The sequence below is a fragment of the Cohnella suwonensis genome (assembly GCF_042655365.1).
In the GTDB taxonomy this organism is placed as follows: domain Bacteria; phylum Bacillota; class Bacilli; order Paenibacillales; family Paenibacillaceae; genus Cohnella; species Cohnella suwonensis.
Map to the genome: position 1 here is coordinate 71,433 of NZ_JBHSMH010000113.1, position 17,489 is coordinate 88,921.

Sequence of the window (17,489 nt, forward strand, 5' to 3'; positions counted from 1 at the left end):
TTTCACATATTTTGGCGATATCCAATGTTTGATAGATGCCGAAATTCAATTCGAGAGGAGGGACGCCGATGTTTCTGACCGTCGAGCAAGCGTTGTCCGTATATCCTCTGTCCGAAGGGAAATTAATCGCGGGACGTTCCGGCTCCCATCGGGTCGTGAAATCAGTTAACGTCATGGACGCGCCGGACATTACGGATTGGATCAAGGAAGGCGAGATGCTGCTTACGACCGCCTATTTGCTGAAGGACGATCCGGAAGACGCGATGAAGCTGCTGCGCAAGCTCAATGAAAGAGGGTGCGCGGGGCTCGGCATCAAGCTCGGGCGTTTCTGGAAAACGATTCCGGACAATCTCGCCGAGCAAGCCGACGCGCTCGGTTTTCCGTTGATCGAGCTTCCCTATCAATTCACGTTCTCCGATCAAATGAACGGCTTGTTCCAAGCCGAGATGAAACGCAATACGGGCATTCTTCAGGAAGTGCTCGCCAAGCAGGTGAGGCTCATGCGCTTCGCCCTCCAAGCCGAACCGATCCACCGGCTGTTCGAAGCGATCGCCGACGTCATCGGCGAACCGTTCGCCGTCATCGGCTCGCGAGGCCAGCTCGTGTACGCCTCGTCCGGCGTCCCGGAAGGGGATTTGGCGGACGAAAAGCAGTATTCCCCCCGCGCCAAATGGATCAAGATGAACGATTGGCAAGCGTACCGCGTTCCGCTCATGAAACAGGACCAGTGCACGGGTTACGCTCTATTTTTCAACACGCGCATGCTGCTTTCCTCTGTCGAAGAGGGACTGTACTTGCAAACCGGAGAATTGCTTTCCTACCATTTGAACTTTAATTACGAGGATTATTTCGAACATTCCGCGCAGAAGGATTTCGGGTTGCTCATCAAACGCCACCTGAAGCACGGGTTGCCGATCGAGACGGTCGCGGAATACGAGCATCGTTGGGAAATCGACCTGTTTAGCCCTTCGTACCGATGCGCGCTGACCGATTTCCCGTCTTCGTCGCAACCCGACGTCCGGACGGAGAAGCTGGAAGTGCTCAAGAGAGAGTATTTAAGCCATGCCAGGCTGCAGGAATTGAAGGGCGTACACGTCATCGTGGAAGAAGGCGTGCTCTCCGTGTTTCCGGACCGGGCGGACGACGGCGGAGAAAGCGTGCTGTCCGCGCTACATTCCTGCTTCTCGGGCAAGTCCGACAGGGCCGACGTGCCGACCGCGGCGCTTAGCTCCGGCAAAAAGAAGCCCGATCAGTTGTTCGAGGCGTTCGACGAATGCAGGCAAACGCTACGTCTCGCGAAGGATTGGCGGATGAACGACCGGCTTCTGAAGTTCGAGACGCTAGACATGGCGTTTATATTCGAATCGGTGCCGAAGGAGAAAATGAAAGCCTTCTGCGACAGATGGTTGGGCGGCTTAATCGGGCGCGACCCGGAATACGTGCAGGAAATGATGAGGACGCTCGAGACTTATTTGGACAACGATGGCCAATTGAATGAAACAGCGAAGAGGTTGTTCATTCATCGCAATACGGCAACGTACCGCATAGAGAAGCTCGGCGAACTGCTCGAAGTCGACTTTAAGCGGATCGACGACGTGCTTCGACTGAAGCTCGCTTTTCTGTTCAAGAGACTGCTCGGCAGGGAGCCGGCGACGGCGGAACGCGCGAGGTAACTGGGCGGTAACCGCAAAAAGCGATCGCAAAATGGAGGAGGCGGAAGCGATGGGCACGAAACTGATCCGGGGCGCGGTCATCATGACGATGAACGCGAACAACGATATCGTGAAAGGCGACGTTCTGATCGAGGGGAACGCGATCAAGGCGGTCGGAGACATCGAGGCGGAGATCGCCGAAAAGGCGGACGTCGTCATCGAAGCCGAGGGGAAAGTGCTTCTTCCGGGGTTCGTTCAAACCCATATTCATCTGTGCCAGACGTTATTCCGCGGAAGGGCCGACGATCTTGCGTTGATCGACTGGCTCCGCCGGAAAATATGGCCGCTCGAGGCGGCGCACGACGAAGAGTCGGTGTACTATTCGGCGATGCTGGGCCTGGGCGAGTTGATCCGCAGCGGGACGACGACGATTCTGGACATGGAGACGGTCCATCATACGGACGCCGCGTTCCGCGCGATCGAACAAAGCGGCATGCGCGCGCTGTCCGGAAAAGTGATGATGGATCACGGCACGGAAGTGCCTCTGCCGCTTCAAGAACGGACGGAGGATTCGCTGCAGCAAAGCGTCGACTTGCTCGAAAGATGGCACGGCGCGGCCAACGGACGGATCCAATACGCCTTCTGTCCCCGGTTCGTCGTCTCCTGCACGGAGGAGCTGCTCGTCGGCGTACGGGATCTATCCGAGCAATACAAGGTCAAGGTGCATACCCACGCTTCGGAGAACAAGGACGAGATCGCGCTCGTGGAAGCCGAACGGGGCATGCGCAACGTCGTATACCTCGACCATATCGGCCTCGCGAAGCCGAATCTTATTCTCGCGCACAGCATCTGGCTGAACGACGAAGAGAAGAGAATCATTCGCGACCGCAGCGTGAAAGTGACGCATTGCCCGGGCTCCAATCTGAAGCTGGCTTCGGGCGTCGCCCAAGTGCCCGAGCTGCTCAGGGAAGGCATTAAGGTTGGTATCGGCGCTGACGGAGCGCCCTGCAACAATAATCTCGACATGTTCCAGGAAATGCGGTTAACAGCGTTCATGCAGAAAATCAAGCACGGACCGACGGAAATGGACGCCCGGACCGTGCTGCGAATGGCGACGATGGGCGGCGCGGAAGTGCTCGGCATGGAGCGCGAGATCGGCAGCGTCGAGGCCGGTAAGCTGGCCGATCTGCAATTGCTCGACTTGGAAGATTTCCACGTCTATCCTTCTTACGACGCGGATTGGTTCTCGCGGGTCGTCTACGCGGCGACGCGGGGAGACGTGGATACGGTACTCATCGACGGCGAGATCGTCATGCAAGGGAAAATCGTACGCACGATCGACCGGCGCACCGTGCTGGCGGAGTCGGACTCGACGCTCCGGCGTTTGCTCGAAAGAATCGGATAACCGAAGGAGGGCGGCGGGATGGACGGCTACAACGTGTTGTCTTATGCCTTCCGTGTCGGCAAGCCGGCCGTGCTGGCGACGATCGTCGAGACGGAAGGCCATTCCTATCGTAAGCCGGGGGCGTCGATGCTGCTTCTTCCGGACGGAGGGACGATCGGCAGCTTAAGCCCCGGGTGCCTGGAAGCGGACTTGTCGGCGAGAGCCGGCGAACTGCTGGAGACGGGAGAGGCGGAGATCGTCGCGTACGATCTTCGCCCGGAGCAAGACGTCGTATGGGGAGACGCGATCGGCTGCGGAGGGATCATCCGGATCGTGCTCGAGCCGCTCGGCGCGGCTCGGCTCGAAGCGCTTACTCGGGTTTACGAGGAAGTCGAGGCGGGAACGACGGTCGAATGGCTGCGTTATCCGGCGGGCAAGTCGTTCGACGATGGCTTCCGCTTATTGTCCTCGGATAGCAGGCCATCCGCTCGGGAACGAACGGGACGCAAGGAGCCTTCCGGACCGAGACGAGATGCCGTCAGGGAGACCGGTCGTTCGCCGCTCTTCTCGACCCTGTTCCGTCCTCGTCCGCGTTTGTTCGTCTTCGGCGCCGACGACGGCACGGTTCCGATCGCCCGGCTCGCCGCGTTATCCGGTTTCCGCGTCGCGATCGGGGATTGGCGCAGGTCGCTATGCGAGGAGCGCAGATTCCCGGGCGCGGGGTTCGCGGTCGGCACGGCGGAGGAAATCGCCGGGGAGCTGAAGCTGGCTTCGTCGGACTACGTGCTGATCTGCGGTCACCAGCTTCGCAAAGACAGGGAGATGCTGGAGAAGCTATTGCCCTTGAAGCCGCCATTCGTAGGCATCATGGGTTCCCGCGGCCGCGTCGGGCAACTGCTCGACGGGCTAGACGGCGCGGAGGGCATTCATGCTCCGGTCGGTTTGGACATCGGGGCGGACGGTCCGGAAGAAATCGCGGTCAGCGTCGTCGCGCAGTTGATCCAGACGAGAAACGCGCGGACAAAACTTCGGGGAGAGAGCGCCATTGCGTATCGCGGGCATTTATTTGGCGGCGGGGCAAAGCAGCAGAATGTCGGTGCCGAAGCTTATCTTGGAGCTTGCGCCCGGTAGGCCGCTCGGCGCGATCGCGCTGAAGGAAATGCGTGCCTGCGAGAGCATCGGAGACATCTCGGTCGTCGTTCGGCCCGCAGACGCGGGAGGGTGGCTGGCCGAAGACGGCGCGCCGAGCGGTCATGGCGTTCGCATCGTGCCGTGCGGGGATTCGCCGCGAGGCATGTCGCATTCGCTTCGCGCGGGGATGAAGGATGCGTACCGCTACCGTCCGGACGCGGTCATCGTCGCGCTTGCGGACCAGCCCTTCGTAACCAAAGAGCTATTCGGCAGGCTGATCGGCGAGTACGTTCGCCATCCGGGAGTCGATTACGTCGCCTGCCAAGGGATGGACGCGGCGCTGCCGCCGGTGTTGTTCGCGCCTTCGATGTTCGGCGCGCTCGGGCAATTGGAAGGCGACACGGGAGCGCGCAAGCTGCTGTCGTCCGTAAGGTACCGCGGAGCGTTCGCGGAAATGCCGTCGAATCAAATGGAATTCGATATCGATACGCCTTTCGATTTGCGGGAAGCCCGCCAAAGATGGAAAGGTTGGATAGAAAGAGGGGGCAACGACGATGAGCGGAAATCCGGCGATGGAAATGCGTCGAATATGCAAGCATTTCGGTAAAGTGGTCGCGAACGACCAGGTCGATTTTACCGCGGGAGCGGGAGAAATCCATGCGTTACTCGGAGAGAACGGGGCGGGGAAGAGCACGATGATGTGCATGCTCTCCGGCGTCTACAGGCCGACGAGCGGCGAGATCCGGCTCCAAGGCGAACCGGTGCGCATCCGGTCGCCCAAAGAAGCGGCGCAGCTCGGCGTCGGCATGGTGTTCCAAAATTTCCGGCTCGTGCAGACGTTGACGGCGGCCGAGAATATCGTGCTCGGAGAAAAGTCCTCGTTCTGGCGCGGACCGAAGTGGATCAAGGAGAAGCAGGACGAAATCCGCGCTATCTCCGAGAAGTTCGGCCTGCCTTTCCCGGTCGACAGGCCGATCTGGCAATTGTCCGTCGGCGAGCAGCAACGGGTGGAAATCGTCAAGACGCTGTACCGGGGCGCCCGTTACATCATCCTCGACGAGCCGACTTCGGTGCTGACGCCCGGCGAGGCGTCGCAGCTCTTCTCGACGTTGGAGCAGTTGAAGGCGGAAGGCAAAACCGTTATTCTGACGACGCATAAGCTGAAGGAAGTGATGGCCGTCGCCGACCGTATCTCGGTCATGCGCAAAGGCCGCATGATCCATACGGTCGACAAGCGCGATACGAGCGAACGCGAGCTCGCGCAGATCATGGTCGGCAAGGAAGTGGCGCCGCCGCGCGAGATGTCGTCCCGAGAGCGGGGCAAGTCGCTGCTTAGCGTGCAACATCTAGACGTGCACGCGGAGCACGGGCGCAAGGCGCTCGATCAGCTGTCGCTCGAAGTGCACGAAGGAGAAATCGTAGGCGTCGCGGGCGTCGCCGGCAACGGCCAGAAGGAGCTCGCGGAAGTGCTTTCCGGCCTCTTGCCGTGGAAGCGCGGACGGATCGTGTTCAACGGCCGGGAAATGAAATCCGCTTCCGTCAGGCAAGCGATCGAATCGGGCATTTCCCACGTACCGGAGAATCGGATGAAAAGCGGTCTCGCGGGCAGCTTGGGCATCGTCGACAACTTGCTGTTCAAGTCCTACCGGACGAAGGAACGGTCGCTGTTCGGCTTTCTTCGCATCGGACGCAACAGGCAATGGTCGCAGGAGCTCGTCGAGCTATTCGACGTCAAGACGCCGGATCTCGATACGCCGGTCCAGCAACTGTCCGGCGGCAACCAGCAGAAGCTGCTATTCGCCCGGGAGATTCATCGGCAGCCGCTGCTTATGATCGCCGTTCACCCGACGCAAGGGCTAGATATCGGAGCGACCGAGGGCGTTCATAAGCTTCTCGCGAACTTGCGGGACGACGGCAAGTCGGTTCTGCTCATTTCGGAAGATTTGGACGAGGTCATGCAGCTGTCCGATCGCATTCTCGTACTATACAACGGCGCTATCATCGGCGAATTGAAACGCGGGGAAGCGGACCGCGAACGAATCGGCCGATATATGGCCGGATTGCGTGACGAAGGGGAGGAAGCGGTATGAGCGACGCGAAAATCGCCGCCGAACCGTCCCTGGGCGAACGGGACGGCGGCATGAAGACCAAGACGGGGACGTTCCGGTTCCCTTACCGGCTCGAATACGACCCTAGCAAGAAAGCGAACGTATGGCTCGTGACGATCGGCTCCGTGCTGCTCGCCCTCGTCGCCTGCGGCATCTTCATCGCGGCGAACGGCATGAATCCTTTTCCGGTATACAAGAAATTGTTATCCGGAGCGTTCGGAAGCGCGTTCGGCTTAACGGAAACGCTCGTCAAATCGATCCCGCTCCTGCTATGCGGCCTCGGCGTATCGATCGCTTACCGGATCTCGGTATGGAACATCGGCGCGGAAGGGCAATTCGCGGCGGGGGCGATCGCGGCTACCGCGGTCACGATCTATTTTCCGGATCTTCCGGCGCACTGGACGATTCCGCTCATGGTCGTGTTCGGCATCGCGGCCGGCGGATTCTGGGGACTGCTAACCGCGCTCCCGCGCACCTATTTTCAAGTCAACGAACTGATTACGTCCTTGATGCTGAATTACGTCGCCCTGCTCGCGCTGAACTACGTCGTTTTCGGTCCTTGGAAAGACCCGAAAGGCTTTAACTTCCCGGGCACGCCGCTCTTCAACGGGGCGCAATCATTGCCGGTGCTCGGAGATACGCGGCTTCATCTGGGCCTTGCGTTCGCCATCGTCGTCGTCGTCCTGTATTGGTTCACGATCCGCTATACGCGGTGGGGCTACGAGCTGAGGCTGATCGGGGCGAACGCCGAAGCGGCGAAAAACGCGGGCATCCGCATTTCGAAGCACATCATTATCGTTATGCTCATCAGCGGCGGACTAGCCGGCCTCGCGGGCATGAGCGAAGTGTCGGGCGTGACGCACCGTCTCATGTACGGCATCTCGCCCGGTTACGGGTATACGGCGATCATCGTCGCATGGCTCGCGAAGCTTAACCCGGTCGGCCTCGTCGTCGCTTCGTTCCTGTTCGGCGGGCTTATCGTCGGCGGATACAGCGTTCAGACGATCGGATTGCCTTCTTCGATCTCGAACATGCTTCAAGGGGCGATCTTGTTTTTCCTCATCGCCGGCGACACGTTCGGTAAATTCCGAATCAGGCGACAAGGCTAAGGGGGGACCAACACGATGGATATGCTCATTCAAATTATCGTCGCCGCCGTCGGTTCGGGTACTCCTCTCCTGTTCGCGACTCTCGGGGGCATTCTGATCGAACGTTCCGGCATCGTTCAGCTTGGCGCCGAAGGGCTCATGCTGATGGGGGCGGTCGTCGCCTGCATCACTTACCTGCATACGGGCAGCTTGGCGTTGACTCTGCTAGCGGTATTCGCCGTCAGCGCGGCGCTCGGCGCGATTCACGGGTTGCTTACCGTCTCGCTCGTCAGCAACCAGATCGTATCCGGCCTCGCCATGACGCTATTCGGAGCCGGACTTAGCGCGTACCTCGGCAAGCCGTACAGCGGCAACCCGATTCCGGGTTCCGTGCCGAAGCTGCACATGCCGGCGCTGGAGCCGATTCCTCTGATCGGCGATTTGTTCGCCCATCTGGACGTGCTGACGTGGTTCAGCTTCCTGCTCGTCGTCGCGATGCACCTGTTCATCCACCGTACGTCGTGGGGGCTGCATCTTCGGGCGATCGGAGACAATCCGCCGACGGCGGACGTCATGGGCATTCGCGTCAAGCCGTTCCGTTACGGCTACATCGTCGTCGGTTCGATGCTGATCGGATTGGCGGGCGCGGACATGCTGCTCGTCTACTCGCCGACTTGGACCGAAGGGATGACGTCGGGCCGAGGCTGGATCGCGGTGGCGCTCATTATCTTCGCCAGATGGAATCCGATCCGGGCGATGCTATGCGCGTACTTCTTCGGCGCTCTCGATTCGATCGGGTTCCGGTTCCAATTGCTCGGCAGCCACATTCCTTCGTATTTCTTGAAAATGATTCCTTACATCGTCACCATTCTCGTCCTCATGTACTTAGGCTGGAGAAACCGCAACAAGCCGTCGGGGGCGCCCGAGTCGTTGGGGCTACCCTACATTCGGGAACAGAGATTCTGAGAGAGGTTGTTCAAAAAGCCCGATTTTGATCACGAAGTTTGAACTTCGATTAAAATGAAATTGCAATTAAAAATAAAGCGTGTAGGAGGGGTTCGCGATGGCATCCAGTCCGGAAAACACGATGATGTCGCCCTCCGTATGGCATCCCCGCGACGTGACGGAGGCGTGGACGTTCAAGCGGCTGCTCGAGTCCGATTCGGCTTACGTCGCGGGAGGCACGTTGCTTCGTACCCAGTGGGAATCCGGGCAGGCGACGATGCCGAAGCATTTCATTGATCTAAGCGGCATTCCCGGCTTAAGCGGCATCGAGGAGGACGATCGCGCCTTGACGATCGGCGCGTTGACGACGCTCGGCGAATGCCGGCGCGATGCCAGGGTCGCCGAGCGTTGTCCGATGCTTGCTTCCGCGATCGGCTCGATCGCCGCGGCGTCCGTCCGGAACTTGGCGACGGTCGGAGGCAACGTCGTCTCGAGAGTCGGGGATTCGCTGCCCGCCCTCATTGTCTGCAAGGCGGAGTTCGAATGGTGCACCGGGCTTAGCGCCGTCACGGAAGACGCGTTCGAGTGGGCGGAACGGCTGCAAGTGCAATTGCCGAAGGCGTCCAACTTGCTGCTTCGCATCATCGTGCCGTACGTCAAAGCTACCGAGCTCGTACCGCGCCGTTTCGGCGCGTACCATAAAGTCGGCCGGCGGGAGGCGTTCACGCCCTCGCTCGTCACCGTCGCCCTCGGCGGCGGCATGAAGGCGGATGGGAGCATCGCCGACATTACGATCGCTGCCGGAGGCGGCCAGACGCTCCCGCATCGGTTGCACGGCGCGGAGAAGCTGCTGAAAGGCCAGCCGATCGGCGCGGAATTGCTGCGGGACGTGCACGAAGCCGTCATGAACGGTTACAAACCGAAAAGCGATCCGTTCGCGACGGACGCGTACCGCAAGAAAACGGCGGCGAATCTCGTCGTGACGGAATTATGGAAGTCGCGCTCCGCGTCCGCGGCTGCCGGCGAGGAGGCGAACCGAGATGGCGCTTAACCGAACGACAAGCGGCGCCAGATGGCGCGTCAGGCCGGACGGACCGGAGAAGGTCACCGGCAAGCTTGCGTATTTGACCGATATGAAGCATGAAGACCAATTAATCGGCCGAGTGCTTCGAAGTCCGTTCGCCCACGCGGGCATCGTGTCGATACGGACGGACAAGGCGAAGAGGCTGCCCGGCGTCCACGCGATCGTCACGCATGCCGACGTGCCGGGTCTGAACCGGTTCGGCATCGTCAATCCCGACCAGCCGGTGCTGTGCGAGGATCGCGTCCGTTACGTCGGGGACGCCGTGGCCGCGGTCGCCGCCGAGACGGCGGACATCGCGGAGCGGGCGCTTTCGCTGATCGAGGTCGAATATATCCCGCTGACGGTTATCGACAGTCCCGAGCTCGCGATGTCGAAGGGGGCGCCGAAGCTGCATCCCGGAGGCAATGTGCTGCATCGCAACCAGTACGGCTCGGGAGACGCGGACGAAGCGTTCGCCCGCTGCGCTCACGTCGTCGAAGAGACGTACGATACGCCGCGGCAAATGCATACGTACATGGAGACGGAAGGCGGCTTGTTTATCCCGGAGGAAGGCGGTCGGCTCACGGTATATTCCCCGACCCAGCATGGGTACAAGGACCGGATGCAGCTAGCCCGCGTACTGGCGCTTCCCGAATTCAACATTCGGGTCGTGTCGAGCCCGATCGGCGGTTCGTTCGGCGGCAAGGACGAATTAAACGTCCAGCCTTACGGCGCGCTGCTCGCGCTGAAGAGCGGCAAGCCGGTCAAGATGCACAATTCCCGCTGGGAATCGGTGCGGGCCGGGTTGAAGAGGCATCCGATGCGCATAACGATGAAGACGGGCACCGACGCCGAAGGCCGGCTGCTCGCCCATCGGGTACGCATCGTCGCCGATACCGGCGCTTACGCGACTCTGGGGGCGGAAGTGCTTAACTTCGCGATCGAGCACGTGACCGGTCCTTACCGGTTCCCGAACGTCGACGTCGAAGGCGTATCGGTCTACACGAATAACGGAGTATCGGGGGAATTCCGGGGGTTCGGCGGCAATCAGGCGATCTTCGCGTTGGAAGGCCAAATGGACCGGTTAGCGGAACGGCACGGCATCGATCCGTGGGATTTCCGCCGGATGAACTTGCGGGAACCGGACGATCCCGGTCCTTTCGGTCAGGAAATCGTTCGGACGGACGGCGTCCGGCAGACGTGGACCGCGCTCGCGGAGCATCCGCTCTGGCTCGGCCGCGATCACATGCTTTCGGATCCGGATAAGCCGTGGCTGCGAGTCGGCACGGGAGCCGCCTTCGTCATGCACGGTTCCGGGCTCGGCTTCGGCATCCCCGATCCGGCGGGCGGGATGCTGGCGCTCGCGGCCGACGGCAAGATCGAAGCGATCTTCGGCTACGAGGAATTCGGCCAAGGGCTGATCGCGACGTTGGAGCTCATGATGTTGGAGCAGTTCGGCATCGGCGAAGGCGATTTACGCATCGTCATCGGGGATACGGATCGCGTTCCCCATAGCGGCTCATCAACCGCGTCGCGGGCGACGAGCATGATGTGGAAGTCGCTGCAACGGCTTCGCGGCCCGTTCTTGCAAAGAGTGCTCGAGGAGGGCGCGAAAGCGCTCGGACTTCCCGAAGAGAGCTTGAGGGTAGGCGTCGGCGGCATTCGAGACGCGGCGGGAGAACGAGTGATGCTCACGTATAAAGAGCTTGCCGATTCGGTGTCGGAGGAAATCCGGTTCCAAACGCATTTTCCTTTCCCGGCTTCCCCGACGAAACGGGTCGGCGCGCATTATTTGTACTCGTATTCCGCCGTCGCCGTCCAAGTCGAAGTCAACTTGCTGACCGGACGGACGAAGCTGCTCAAGGAGTTCCACGCGGTCGCGGCGGGGCCGGTCGTGAATCCGCAAGGCTTCCTCGGTCAAATCGAAGGCGGAAGCGGCATGGCGGTCGGATTCTCCCTGACGGAAGACGCGGTCATGGAGCAAGGCGCTTATTTGACCCGCAACCTCGATACGTATTTGATCCCGACGTGGGCGGATATCGGCAAAGACATCGAAGTGCTGGCGATCGAGGAGCTGCCGGAAGGCGACGAACACGGCCCCCGCGGAGTGGGGGAAATCGGCTCCGTCGGCATCGCGCCGGCCATCGCCGAGGCGGTGTTCCGGGCGACGGGCAAACGGATCGTCAAGCTTCCGATCGATCCGGAGCTGCTGCAGGAGTTACCCGATTTTCTCGGGAAACCGGCGGAATAAAACCAAGCTTGGGAGGTGGAGACCGATGATCAACAATCATTTGGCGGAACGCCGCGCGGATCGCGGGCTCGAATGCGAGATCAACGGACATCCGGTGACGCTTGACGTTCCGGCCGCCCGCAGGCTGTTGTACGTTCTCCGGGACGACCTGGGCTTGACGGGAACGAAAGTTTCTTGCGAAATCGGCAGGTGCGGCGCTTGCATGGTGCTCGTCGACGGCAAGCCGGTCAACTCGTGCCTGACGATGGCATATCAATGCGAAGGAAAAAGAATCACGACGATCGAAGGCATCGCTGGCGAGGAGATCGACCCGATCCAGCAGGCTTTCCTCGAAGAGGGCGGCTATCAGTGCGGATATTGCACGCCGGGCATGATCGTCTCCGTCAAAGGGTTGCTTAGCCGCAATCCGGATCCAAGCGAGGCCGACATCGAAGAAGCGCTATCGGGTAACTTATGCAGATGCACGGGCTACGGCGGCATCGTTCGTTCCGTCCGCCGGGCCGTTACGTTAGGGAGGATATCGACATGAAAACGAAATCCGGCATTCCGATGCTCGTCGTGAGCAAAATGAGCAAGGAACAATTCACCGAAGTGCTCGGCGGCGTGTTCGAGCACGCGCCGTGGGTGGCGGGCCAAGCCTGGGAGTGCCGACCGTTCAAGACGCGCAAGCAGCTGCACGATAAAATGATGGACATCGTCCGTTCCGCGCCGGAGGAAGAGATCACGGCTTTGTTCCGCGGCCATCCGGACTTGGCGACCCGGCTTGAAGTGATGACCGCGTATTCGGTAGCGGAGCAGCAAGGGGCTGGCTTAAGCCAGTTGACGCAGGAAGAGTACGATAAGTTCGCCGCCTTCAATCGCGAATACACCGGGAAGTTCGGTTTTCCTTTCATTATGGCGGTGAAAGGAAAAGGGAAGAACGAGATTCTGGTCGCGATGAAGATCAGGGTCGAGCATACGGTCGAGGAAGAAAGAGAAATCGCGTTAGGGGAAATCGCGAAAATCGCGGCGTTCCGGATGGAGGATTTGCTGGAAGGCTAAATAGGTTGGAAAGCCAAGTTCACGCAGGATGGGGAGAGGGAAACGATGCGCAAATTGAACAGCGGACGCACGCTCTATTACGGCAAGGGAGACGTGCTCACTTACCGGACGTACGCGAAGCCGCTCTCGGTGGGGCCGATCGCGGAATCCGCCTACGACGGGGACGTCAACGTGATTTTCGCCCATAACATTAAATTCGCCGTCGGCGCGGAGACGCTGCTGACTTCGTTCACGGAAGGCGACAACGCCCATGTGGTCGCGACCGATTCGATGAAAAATTTCATTCTCCGGAACGCCTCCTCGTACGAAGGAAGCACGACCGAAGGATTGCTCGCTTATATTAGCGACAGATTCCTCGAAAAATATCCGCATATTACGGCGATAGACATCGAAGCGACCCGCATTCCGTTCAGCCGGGTGCAGGTGGCGGGGGCGGACGGTTTCGAACCGAGCAAGCTCGTCTACCGTCCGTCCCATAACGAGAAAGCGCACGCGAGGCTCGAATTCGAACGCTCGGAAGCGGGGGGAGAAGCGCGAATCGTCGGTCACCGTTCGGGCGTGGCGGACTTGCAATTGATCAAAGTGAGCGGAAGCTCCTTCTTCGGTTTCGTCAGGGACGAATACACGACGTTGCCGGAAAGCTTCGACCGTCCGTTGTTCATCTACCTTAACGTTAATTGGACGTACGGCGATCCGACGGACGCGTTCGGAGGCGACAAGTACGTGGCCGCCGAGCAAGTTCGCGACATCGCGCATCACGTCTTCCACGAATTCAATACGCCTTCGATCCAATATTTGATCTACCGGATCGGCTTGCGCGTTCTCGAAAGGTTTCCTCAGCTCGAGCAAGTGTTCTTCGAATCGAACAACCGCACGTGGGAGACGATCGTCGATCCGGAAGGCGTCGGCAAGCCCGGCGTCTATACGGAGCCTCGACCGCCTTACGGCTTCCAAGGCTTCACCGTATCGCGCGACGATCTGGCGGAAGCGGGATCGGCATGAGCGGAGCGGGCGCCGGAGGGCGCATCACGACGCACGTGCTGGACACGGCGCACGGCGTTCCGGCGGCGGGCATGGCGGTGTCGTTATGGCGCGCGGCCGGCGAGGACGGGGCGATGGAGCGGATCGCGGACGCGATCATTAATTCGGACGGCCGGGTAGACGCGCCTTTATTGGCCGGAGAGGCGTTCCGGGCCGGCGAGTACGAGATCGTATTCGAAGCGGGGCGTTATTTCAAGGACGAACGCGGCGTGGAGCCGCTGCTGTTCGTCCGCATTCCGATTCGTTTCCGCGTCGCGGATCCGGGTAGCCATTACCACGTGCCGTTGCTCGTCGCGCCGGCCGGGTACAGCACATATCGAGGGAGTTAAGGAGGCGTTCGCGATGGGAGAGACGATCCGATTCGGGGACACGGCATGGTTGGGAGAAAGAATCGACGGACTGGCGGCGAGAAGCGATCGCGACGGGGAATCGGATAGAGGCGTCACGAGACTGCTCTACACCGATTCTTGGAAAGAAGCGCAACACTATCTGGCGGAAACGATGAAGGAAGCGGGGCTTGCCGTCCGCTGGGATAAGGTCGGCAATCTGATCGGGCGTCTGGAAGGGCGGGATCCGCAGGCGCCGGTCGTCTTGACCGGCTCCCACGTCGACACGGTGCGGCACGGCGGCCATCTGGACGGCGCTTACGGCATTCTCGGCGGCATCGCGGCGCTCAAGAAGCTCAAGGAGTCGCGGGGAACGCCGGAGCGTCCGCTCGAAGTCGTCTCGTTCTGCGAGGAAGAAGGCAGCCGGTTCCCGATCGCGTACTGGGGCTCCGGCAACATGACGGGCTCCCTCGATTGGCGCGGGGGCGGCGACTTGAAGGACGAGGAGGGCACGAGCTTGGCCGCGGCGATGGAAGCTTCGGGCTTCGGCCGCGAAGACCAGCCGGATAGCCGGCGCTACGACCTGGGGGCGTTCGTCGAGCTTCACATCGAACAAGGCGTCCTATTGGAAAGAATGGCGAAGCAGATCGGCATCGTGGAAGGCATCGTCGGGCAGCGCCGGTATTCCGTAACGTTGCGCGGGGAAGCGAACCATGCCGGCACGACGCCGATGAATATGAGAACGGACGCGATGGCCGGCGCCGCGGAGATGATCGTCCGGCTGGAGCTGCTTGCGGCCAGGAAGGCGTCTCTCGTCGCGACGACCGGCAGAATGCAGGTCGCCCCGAATATCCCGAACGTCATTCCGGGCACGGTCGAGTTCACGCTCGATATTCGCCACGACAACGAAGGGACGTTATCGTGGTTTTGCGATTACTTGATCCAGGAATACGAGGACATCGCCAATCGGCGCGGATTGGGCATGACGATCACGCCATGGCTCGCGACGACGCCGGTGCCGATGAGCCTCGAACTGACCGAGCAAGCGGAGCGGGTATGCGCGGGCATCGGCCTGTCGAACCGGAGAATGTTCAGCGGAGCGGGACACGACGCGCAACTGTTCGCGCCCGTCTGCCCGACGGCGATGATCTTCGTGCCAAGCCGGGGAGGCATAAGCCACTCTCCGGACGAATACACGTCGCCGGAGCAATTGGCGGACGGCGTATCGGTGTTGGCGTCGTTGCTGTACGAACTCGCCTACGAGGAGACGGCGTCATGAGCGGGTGGGCGGAACTGAATCCTTCTCCCCGCACGATCATGACGCCGGGACCGGTCGAGGTCGATCCCCGCGTGCTGCGGGCGATGTCTTATCCGATTCTCGGCCAGTTCGACCCGGAATTCACTTCGCTCATGAACGATACGATGGCGATGCTCCGCTCGTTGTTCCGAACGGACAACCGTTGGGCTTATCCGATCGACGGCACGTCGCGTTCGGGCATCGAGGCGGTGCTCGTCAGCCTGATCGAGCCGGGGGATAAAGTGCTCGTGCCGATCTTCGGCAGGTTCGGTTATTTGCTGCAAGAAATCGCCGAGCGCTGCGGAGCGGAAGTGACGGTGCTGGAGAAACCGTGGGGATCGGTATTCGATCCGGAAGAAGTGATCGCCGCCGTTCGCCGGGAGAAACCGGACCTCGTCGCGATCGTTCACGGCGAGACGTCGACGGGGCGGATGCAGCCGCTTGCCGATATCGGCCGCGCTTGCCGGGAGCTTGACGCGTTGCTCGTCGTCGACGCGGTCGCGACGATCGGCGGCGTTCCCGTCGAAGCCGACGCGTGGTGCCTGGACGCGGTTATCGGCGGAACGCAGAAATGCTTGTCCGTCCCTTCCGGCATGGCGCCGATCACTTACAACGAGCGGGCGGAGCGCAAGGTGCTGAAGCGCAAGCGGGTCGAGCGGGGACTGGCAACTCCGGGCGCGGCGCCAGGCAGCGGCGGCGGTTCCGTTCGAAGCAATTATTTCGACCTTGGCCAGCTTCAAGACTACTGGAGCCCGCTTCGCCTGAACCATCATACGGAAATGACCTCCATGCTGTACGCGCTCCGCGAAGGACTCAGGATCGCGCTGGCGGAAGGGTTGGAAGCGCGCTTCGACCGTCATCGGCGACAGGAAGCCGCGCTCGTCGCGGGGCTCCGCGCAATGGGGCTGGCGTTGTACGGGGACGAGTCGTGCAAGCTTCCCGTCGTGACGTGCGTCGACATACCGGAAGGGGTGGACGGGGAGTCGGTGCGAAGCCTGCTGCTGGACTCGTTCGGCATCGAGATCGCCAGCTCTTTCGGTCCGCTGAAGGGGAAAATCTGGCGTATCGGCACGATGGGCTATAGCTGCAGCCGCAAAAACGTCCTGCACGTGCTCGGCGCGCTCGAAGCGGCATTGATCCGCCACGGCGTCAAGGTGGACGCGGGGGCGGCGCTTCAAGCGGCCCTTGACGTTTACGCGGAAAATTGAGAAATTCTTCATTAACCATCCAAGGCATTGAATGTGCTTGGATGGTTTTTGTGTTTCTGAGCGCTTACCCGGCGTTTGGCAGGAAAAATCGGAGAATGCGCGATGGGCCCGGAAGTCAATTCGACAGTTAATTGGCGATATGAAGCGAGTGGCGGGCGGTGAATCCGAATTGGGTCTTATGCTTGATCTGATCATTGAGGATAGCGATATTCCTGCCATAGCGGTTATGGCTTGCAAGCCTAATGACTACTTAGGCGAAAATATCGGTTTGCTCGATTTCAGAGGCGAGAGTAGGGCTTGGGCGAGTTTTATATTGCAACACCGATATCGCGGCGAGCCCGGCGTCTGCAGTTGCGGCGACGATCATCCTCAAATCGTATGCGGCCCGATGGCCGATAACAATACAGGCGATATTATTGACGAATTCAGAAAGTCGAACCGGAAATTATATAGCAAATCGGATTTTGATTGGTTTTGGGAGAATGCTGCAGTTGGGCGATCAAGTCGCTTTCTTTGAACAAAAACTGAATAGTACGTTACAATTAAAGGGATATTATAAGTATAATCCTCTGAAGTATCTTGAAAACGTAAATTCGGAAAATTACCGAGAGGAGTGGGACTACTATGACGCAGCAGGAAATCCTTCGCAAGAAGATGGCTAGCGGCTACAAAAAAACAGTGGTGGAAGATATTTTGAAACGAAGAAACGCAGGATTGCCCGATGCGCTCAAAGTGTTCCACCGATATTATATTAAGCTCGATAAGATGGTAATGCGGCTGAAAACAATCGGTCCCGGTGTCGCTAGAGGTCCGAAAAGTCCCGTTGAAATTATCAAAGCTACGCAAAAAGTCGGCGTCAAACGTCAACGCGCACCCATTGTCAGGAAGGCAGGTTCAAGACTTGCTCCTGCCGAGATGGCAGTCAGAGATATGCGTTCCAGATAACAGGCTCGC

General features: G+C 60.1%; 17 protein-coding genes. All 17 read left to right on the plus strand.

Translation table 11 applies throughout. The features are described from left to right. The first annotated feature begins 68 nt into the window (after positions 1 to 68). The 17 genes from ACFPPD_RS25080 (at position 69) to ACFPPD_RS25160 (ending at position 17,480) form a co-directional block, all read left to right on the plus strand. Positions 69 to 1,673, plus strand: a complete 1,605-nt coding sequence (locus ACFPPD_RS25080) for a PucR family transcriptional regulator (RefSeq protein ID WP_209746995.1) — start codon at positions 69 to 71, stop codon at positions 1,671 to 1,673. Between the two features lie 49 nt (positions 1,674 to 1,722). Continuing rightward, positions 1,723 to 3,057, plus strand: a complete 1,335-nt coding sequence (locus ACFPPD_RS25085; RefSeq protein ID WP_209746992.1) for a 5'-deoxyadenosine deaminase — start codon at positions 1,723 to 1,725, stop codon at positions 3,055 to 3,057. 18 nt (positions 3,058 to 3,075) lie between these two features. After that, the gene (locus ACFPPD_RS25090; protein ID WP_209746990.1) at positions 3,076 to 4,167 is read left to right on the plus strand and encodes an XdhC family protein; all 1,092 of its coding nucleotides are present in this window, start codon (positions 3,076 to 3,078) and stop codon (positions 4,165 to 4,167) included. Beyond that, positions 4,082 to 4,774 (plus strand): nucleotidyltransferase family protein, encoded by a 693-nt coding sequence (locus ACFPPD_RS25095; RefSeq protein WP_209746988.1) that lies wholly within the window; start codon positions 4,082 to 4,084, stop codon positions 4,772 to 4,774. The genes ACFPPD_RS25090 and ACFPPD_RS25095 overlap by 86 nt, the downstream gene beginning before the upstream one ends. Next, positions 4,722 to 6,257, plus strand: coding sequence for an ABC transporter ATP-binding protein (locus tag ACFPPD_RS25100; protein ID WP_209746986.1), 1,536 nt, complete (start codon positions 4,722 to 4,724; stop codon positions 6,255 to 6,257). Before ACFPPD_RS25095 ends, ACFPPD_RS25100 begins: the two co-directional genes overlap by 53 nt. A gap of 50 nt (positions 6,258 to 6,307) precedes the next feature. Further along, entirely contained in the window at positions 6,308 to 7,384 is a 1,077-nt protein-coding gene (locus ACFPPD_RS25105) for an ABC transporter permease (RefSeq protein WP_378083863.1), read from the plus strand. A 15-nt stretch (positions 7,385 to 7,399) separates the two neighbouring features. Further along, positions 7,400 to 8,329 (plus strand): ABC transporter permease, encoded by a 930-nt coding sequence (locus ACFPPD_RS25110; RefSeq protein ID WP_209746983.1) that lies wholly within the window; start codon positions 7,400 to 7,402, stop codon positions 8,327 to 8,329. A gap of 97 nt (positions 8,330 to 8,426) precedes the next feature. Beyond that, positions 8,427 to 9,359 carry an FAD binding domain-containing protein gene (locus ACFPPD_RS25115; protein WP_209746980.1) on the plus strand — a complete coding sequence of 311 codons (933 nt, stop codon included), beginning with the start codon at positions 8,427 to 8,429 and terminating at the stop codon, positions 9,357 to 9,359. Next, positions 9,349 to 11,622 (plus strand): xanthine dehydrogenase subunit D, encoded by a 2,274-nt coding sequence (pucD, locus tag ACFPPD_RS25120; RefSeq protein WP_209746979.1) that lies wholly within the window; start codon positions 9,349 to 9,351, stop codon positions 11,620 to 11,622. Before ACFPPD_RS25115 ends, pucD begins: the two co-directional genes overlap by 11 nt. 25 nt (positions 11,623 to 11,647) lie before the next feature. Beyond that, on the plus strand, positions 11,648 to 12,151 hold the full coding sequence (locus ACFPPD_RS25125; protein ID WP_209746977.1) for a (2Fe-2S)-binding protein: 504 nt from the start codon (positions 11,648 to 11,650) through the stop codon (positions 12,149 to 12,151). After that, the gene (gene uraD / locus ACFPPD_RS25130; protein WP_378083782.1) at positions 12,148 to 12,663 is read left to right on the plus strand and encodes a 2-oxo-4-hydroxy-4-carboxy-5-ureidoimidazoline decarboxylase; all 516 of its coding nucleotides are present in this window, start codon (positions 12,148 to 12,150) and stop codon (positions 12,661 to 12,663) included. Before ACFPPD_RS25125 ends, uraD begins: the two co-directional genes overlap by 4 nt. A gap of 45 nt (positions 12,664 to 12,708) precedes the next feature. Continuing rightward, positions 12,709 to 13,665, plus strand: a complete 957-nt coding sequence (gene pucL / locus ACFPPD_RS25135) for a factor-independent urate hydroxylase (RefSeq protein ID WP_378083785.1) — start codon at positions 12,709 to 12,711, stop codon at positions 13,663 to 13,665. Continuing rightward, a complete protein-coding gene (uraH, locus tag ACFPPD_RS25140) occupies positions 13,662 to 14,033 on the plus strand; it encodes a hydroxyisourate hydrolase (protein ID WP_209746975.1) in 372 nt (123 codons plus the stop codon). The genes pucL and uraH overlap by 4 nt, the downstream gene beginning before the upstream one ends. A 13-nt stretch (positions 14,034 to 14,046) precedes the next feature. Then, positions 14,047 to 15,309: a Zn-dependent hydrolase gene (locus tag ACFPPD_RS25145; protein WP_209746973.1), complete on the plus strand. Its 1,263-nt coding sequence runs from the start codon at positions 14,047 to 14,049 to the stop codon at positions 15,307 to 15,309. Continuing rightward, entirely contained in the window at positions 15,306 to 16,535 is a 1,230-nt protein-coding gene (locus ACFPPD_RS25150; RefSeq protein WP_209746971.1) for a pyridoxal-phosphate-dependent aminotransferase family protein, read from the plus strand. The genes ACFPPD_RS25145 and ACFPPD_RS25150 overlap by 4 nt, the downstream gene beginning before the upstream one ends. Positions 16,536 to 16,566: 31 nt before the next feature. Beyond that, a complete protein-coding gene (locus tag ACFPPD_RS25155; protein WP_209746969.1) occupies positions 16,567 to 17,052 on the plus strand; it encodes a hypothetical protein in 486 nt (161 codons plus the stop codon). Positions 17,053 to 17,159: 107 nt separating this feature from the next. After that, the gene (locus ACFPPD_RS25160) at positions 17,160 to 17,480 is read left to right on the plus strand and encodes a hypothetical protein (RefSeq protein ID WP_209746967.1); all 321 of its coding nucleotides are present in this window, start codon (positions 17,160 to 17,162) and stop codon (positions 17,478 to 17,480) included. The last annotated feature ends 9 nt before the right edge of the window (positions 17,481 to 17,489 follow it).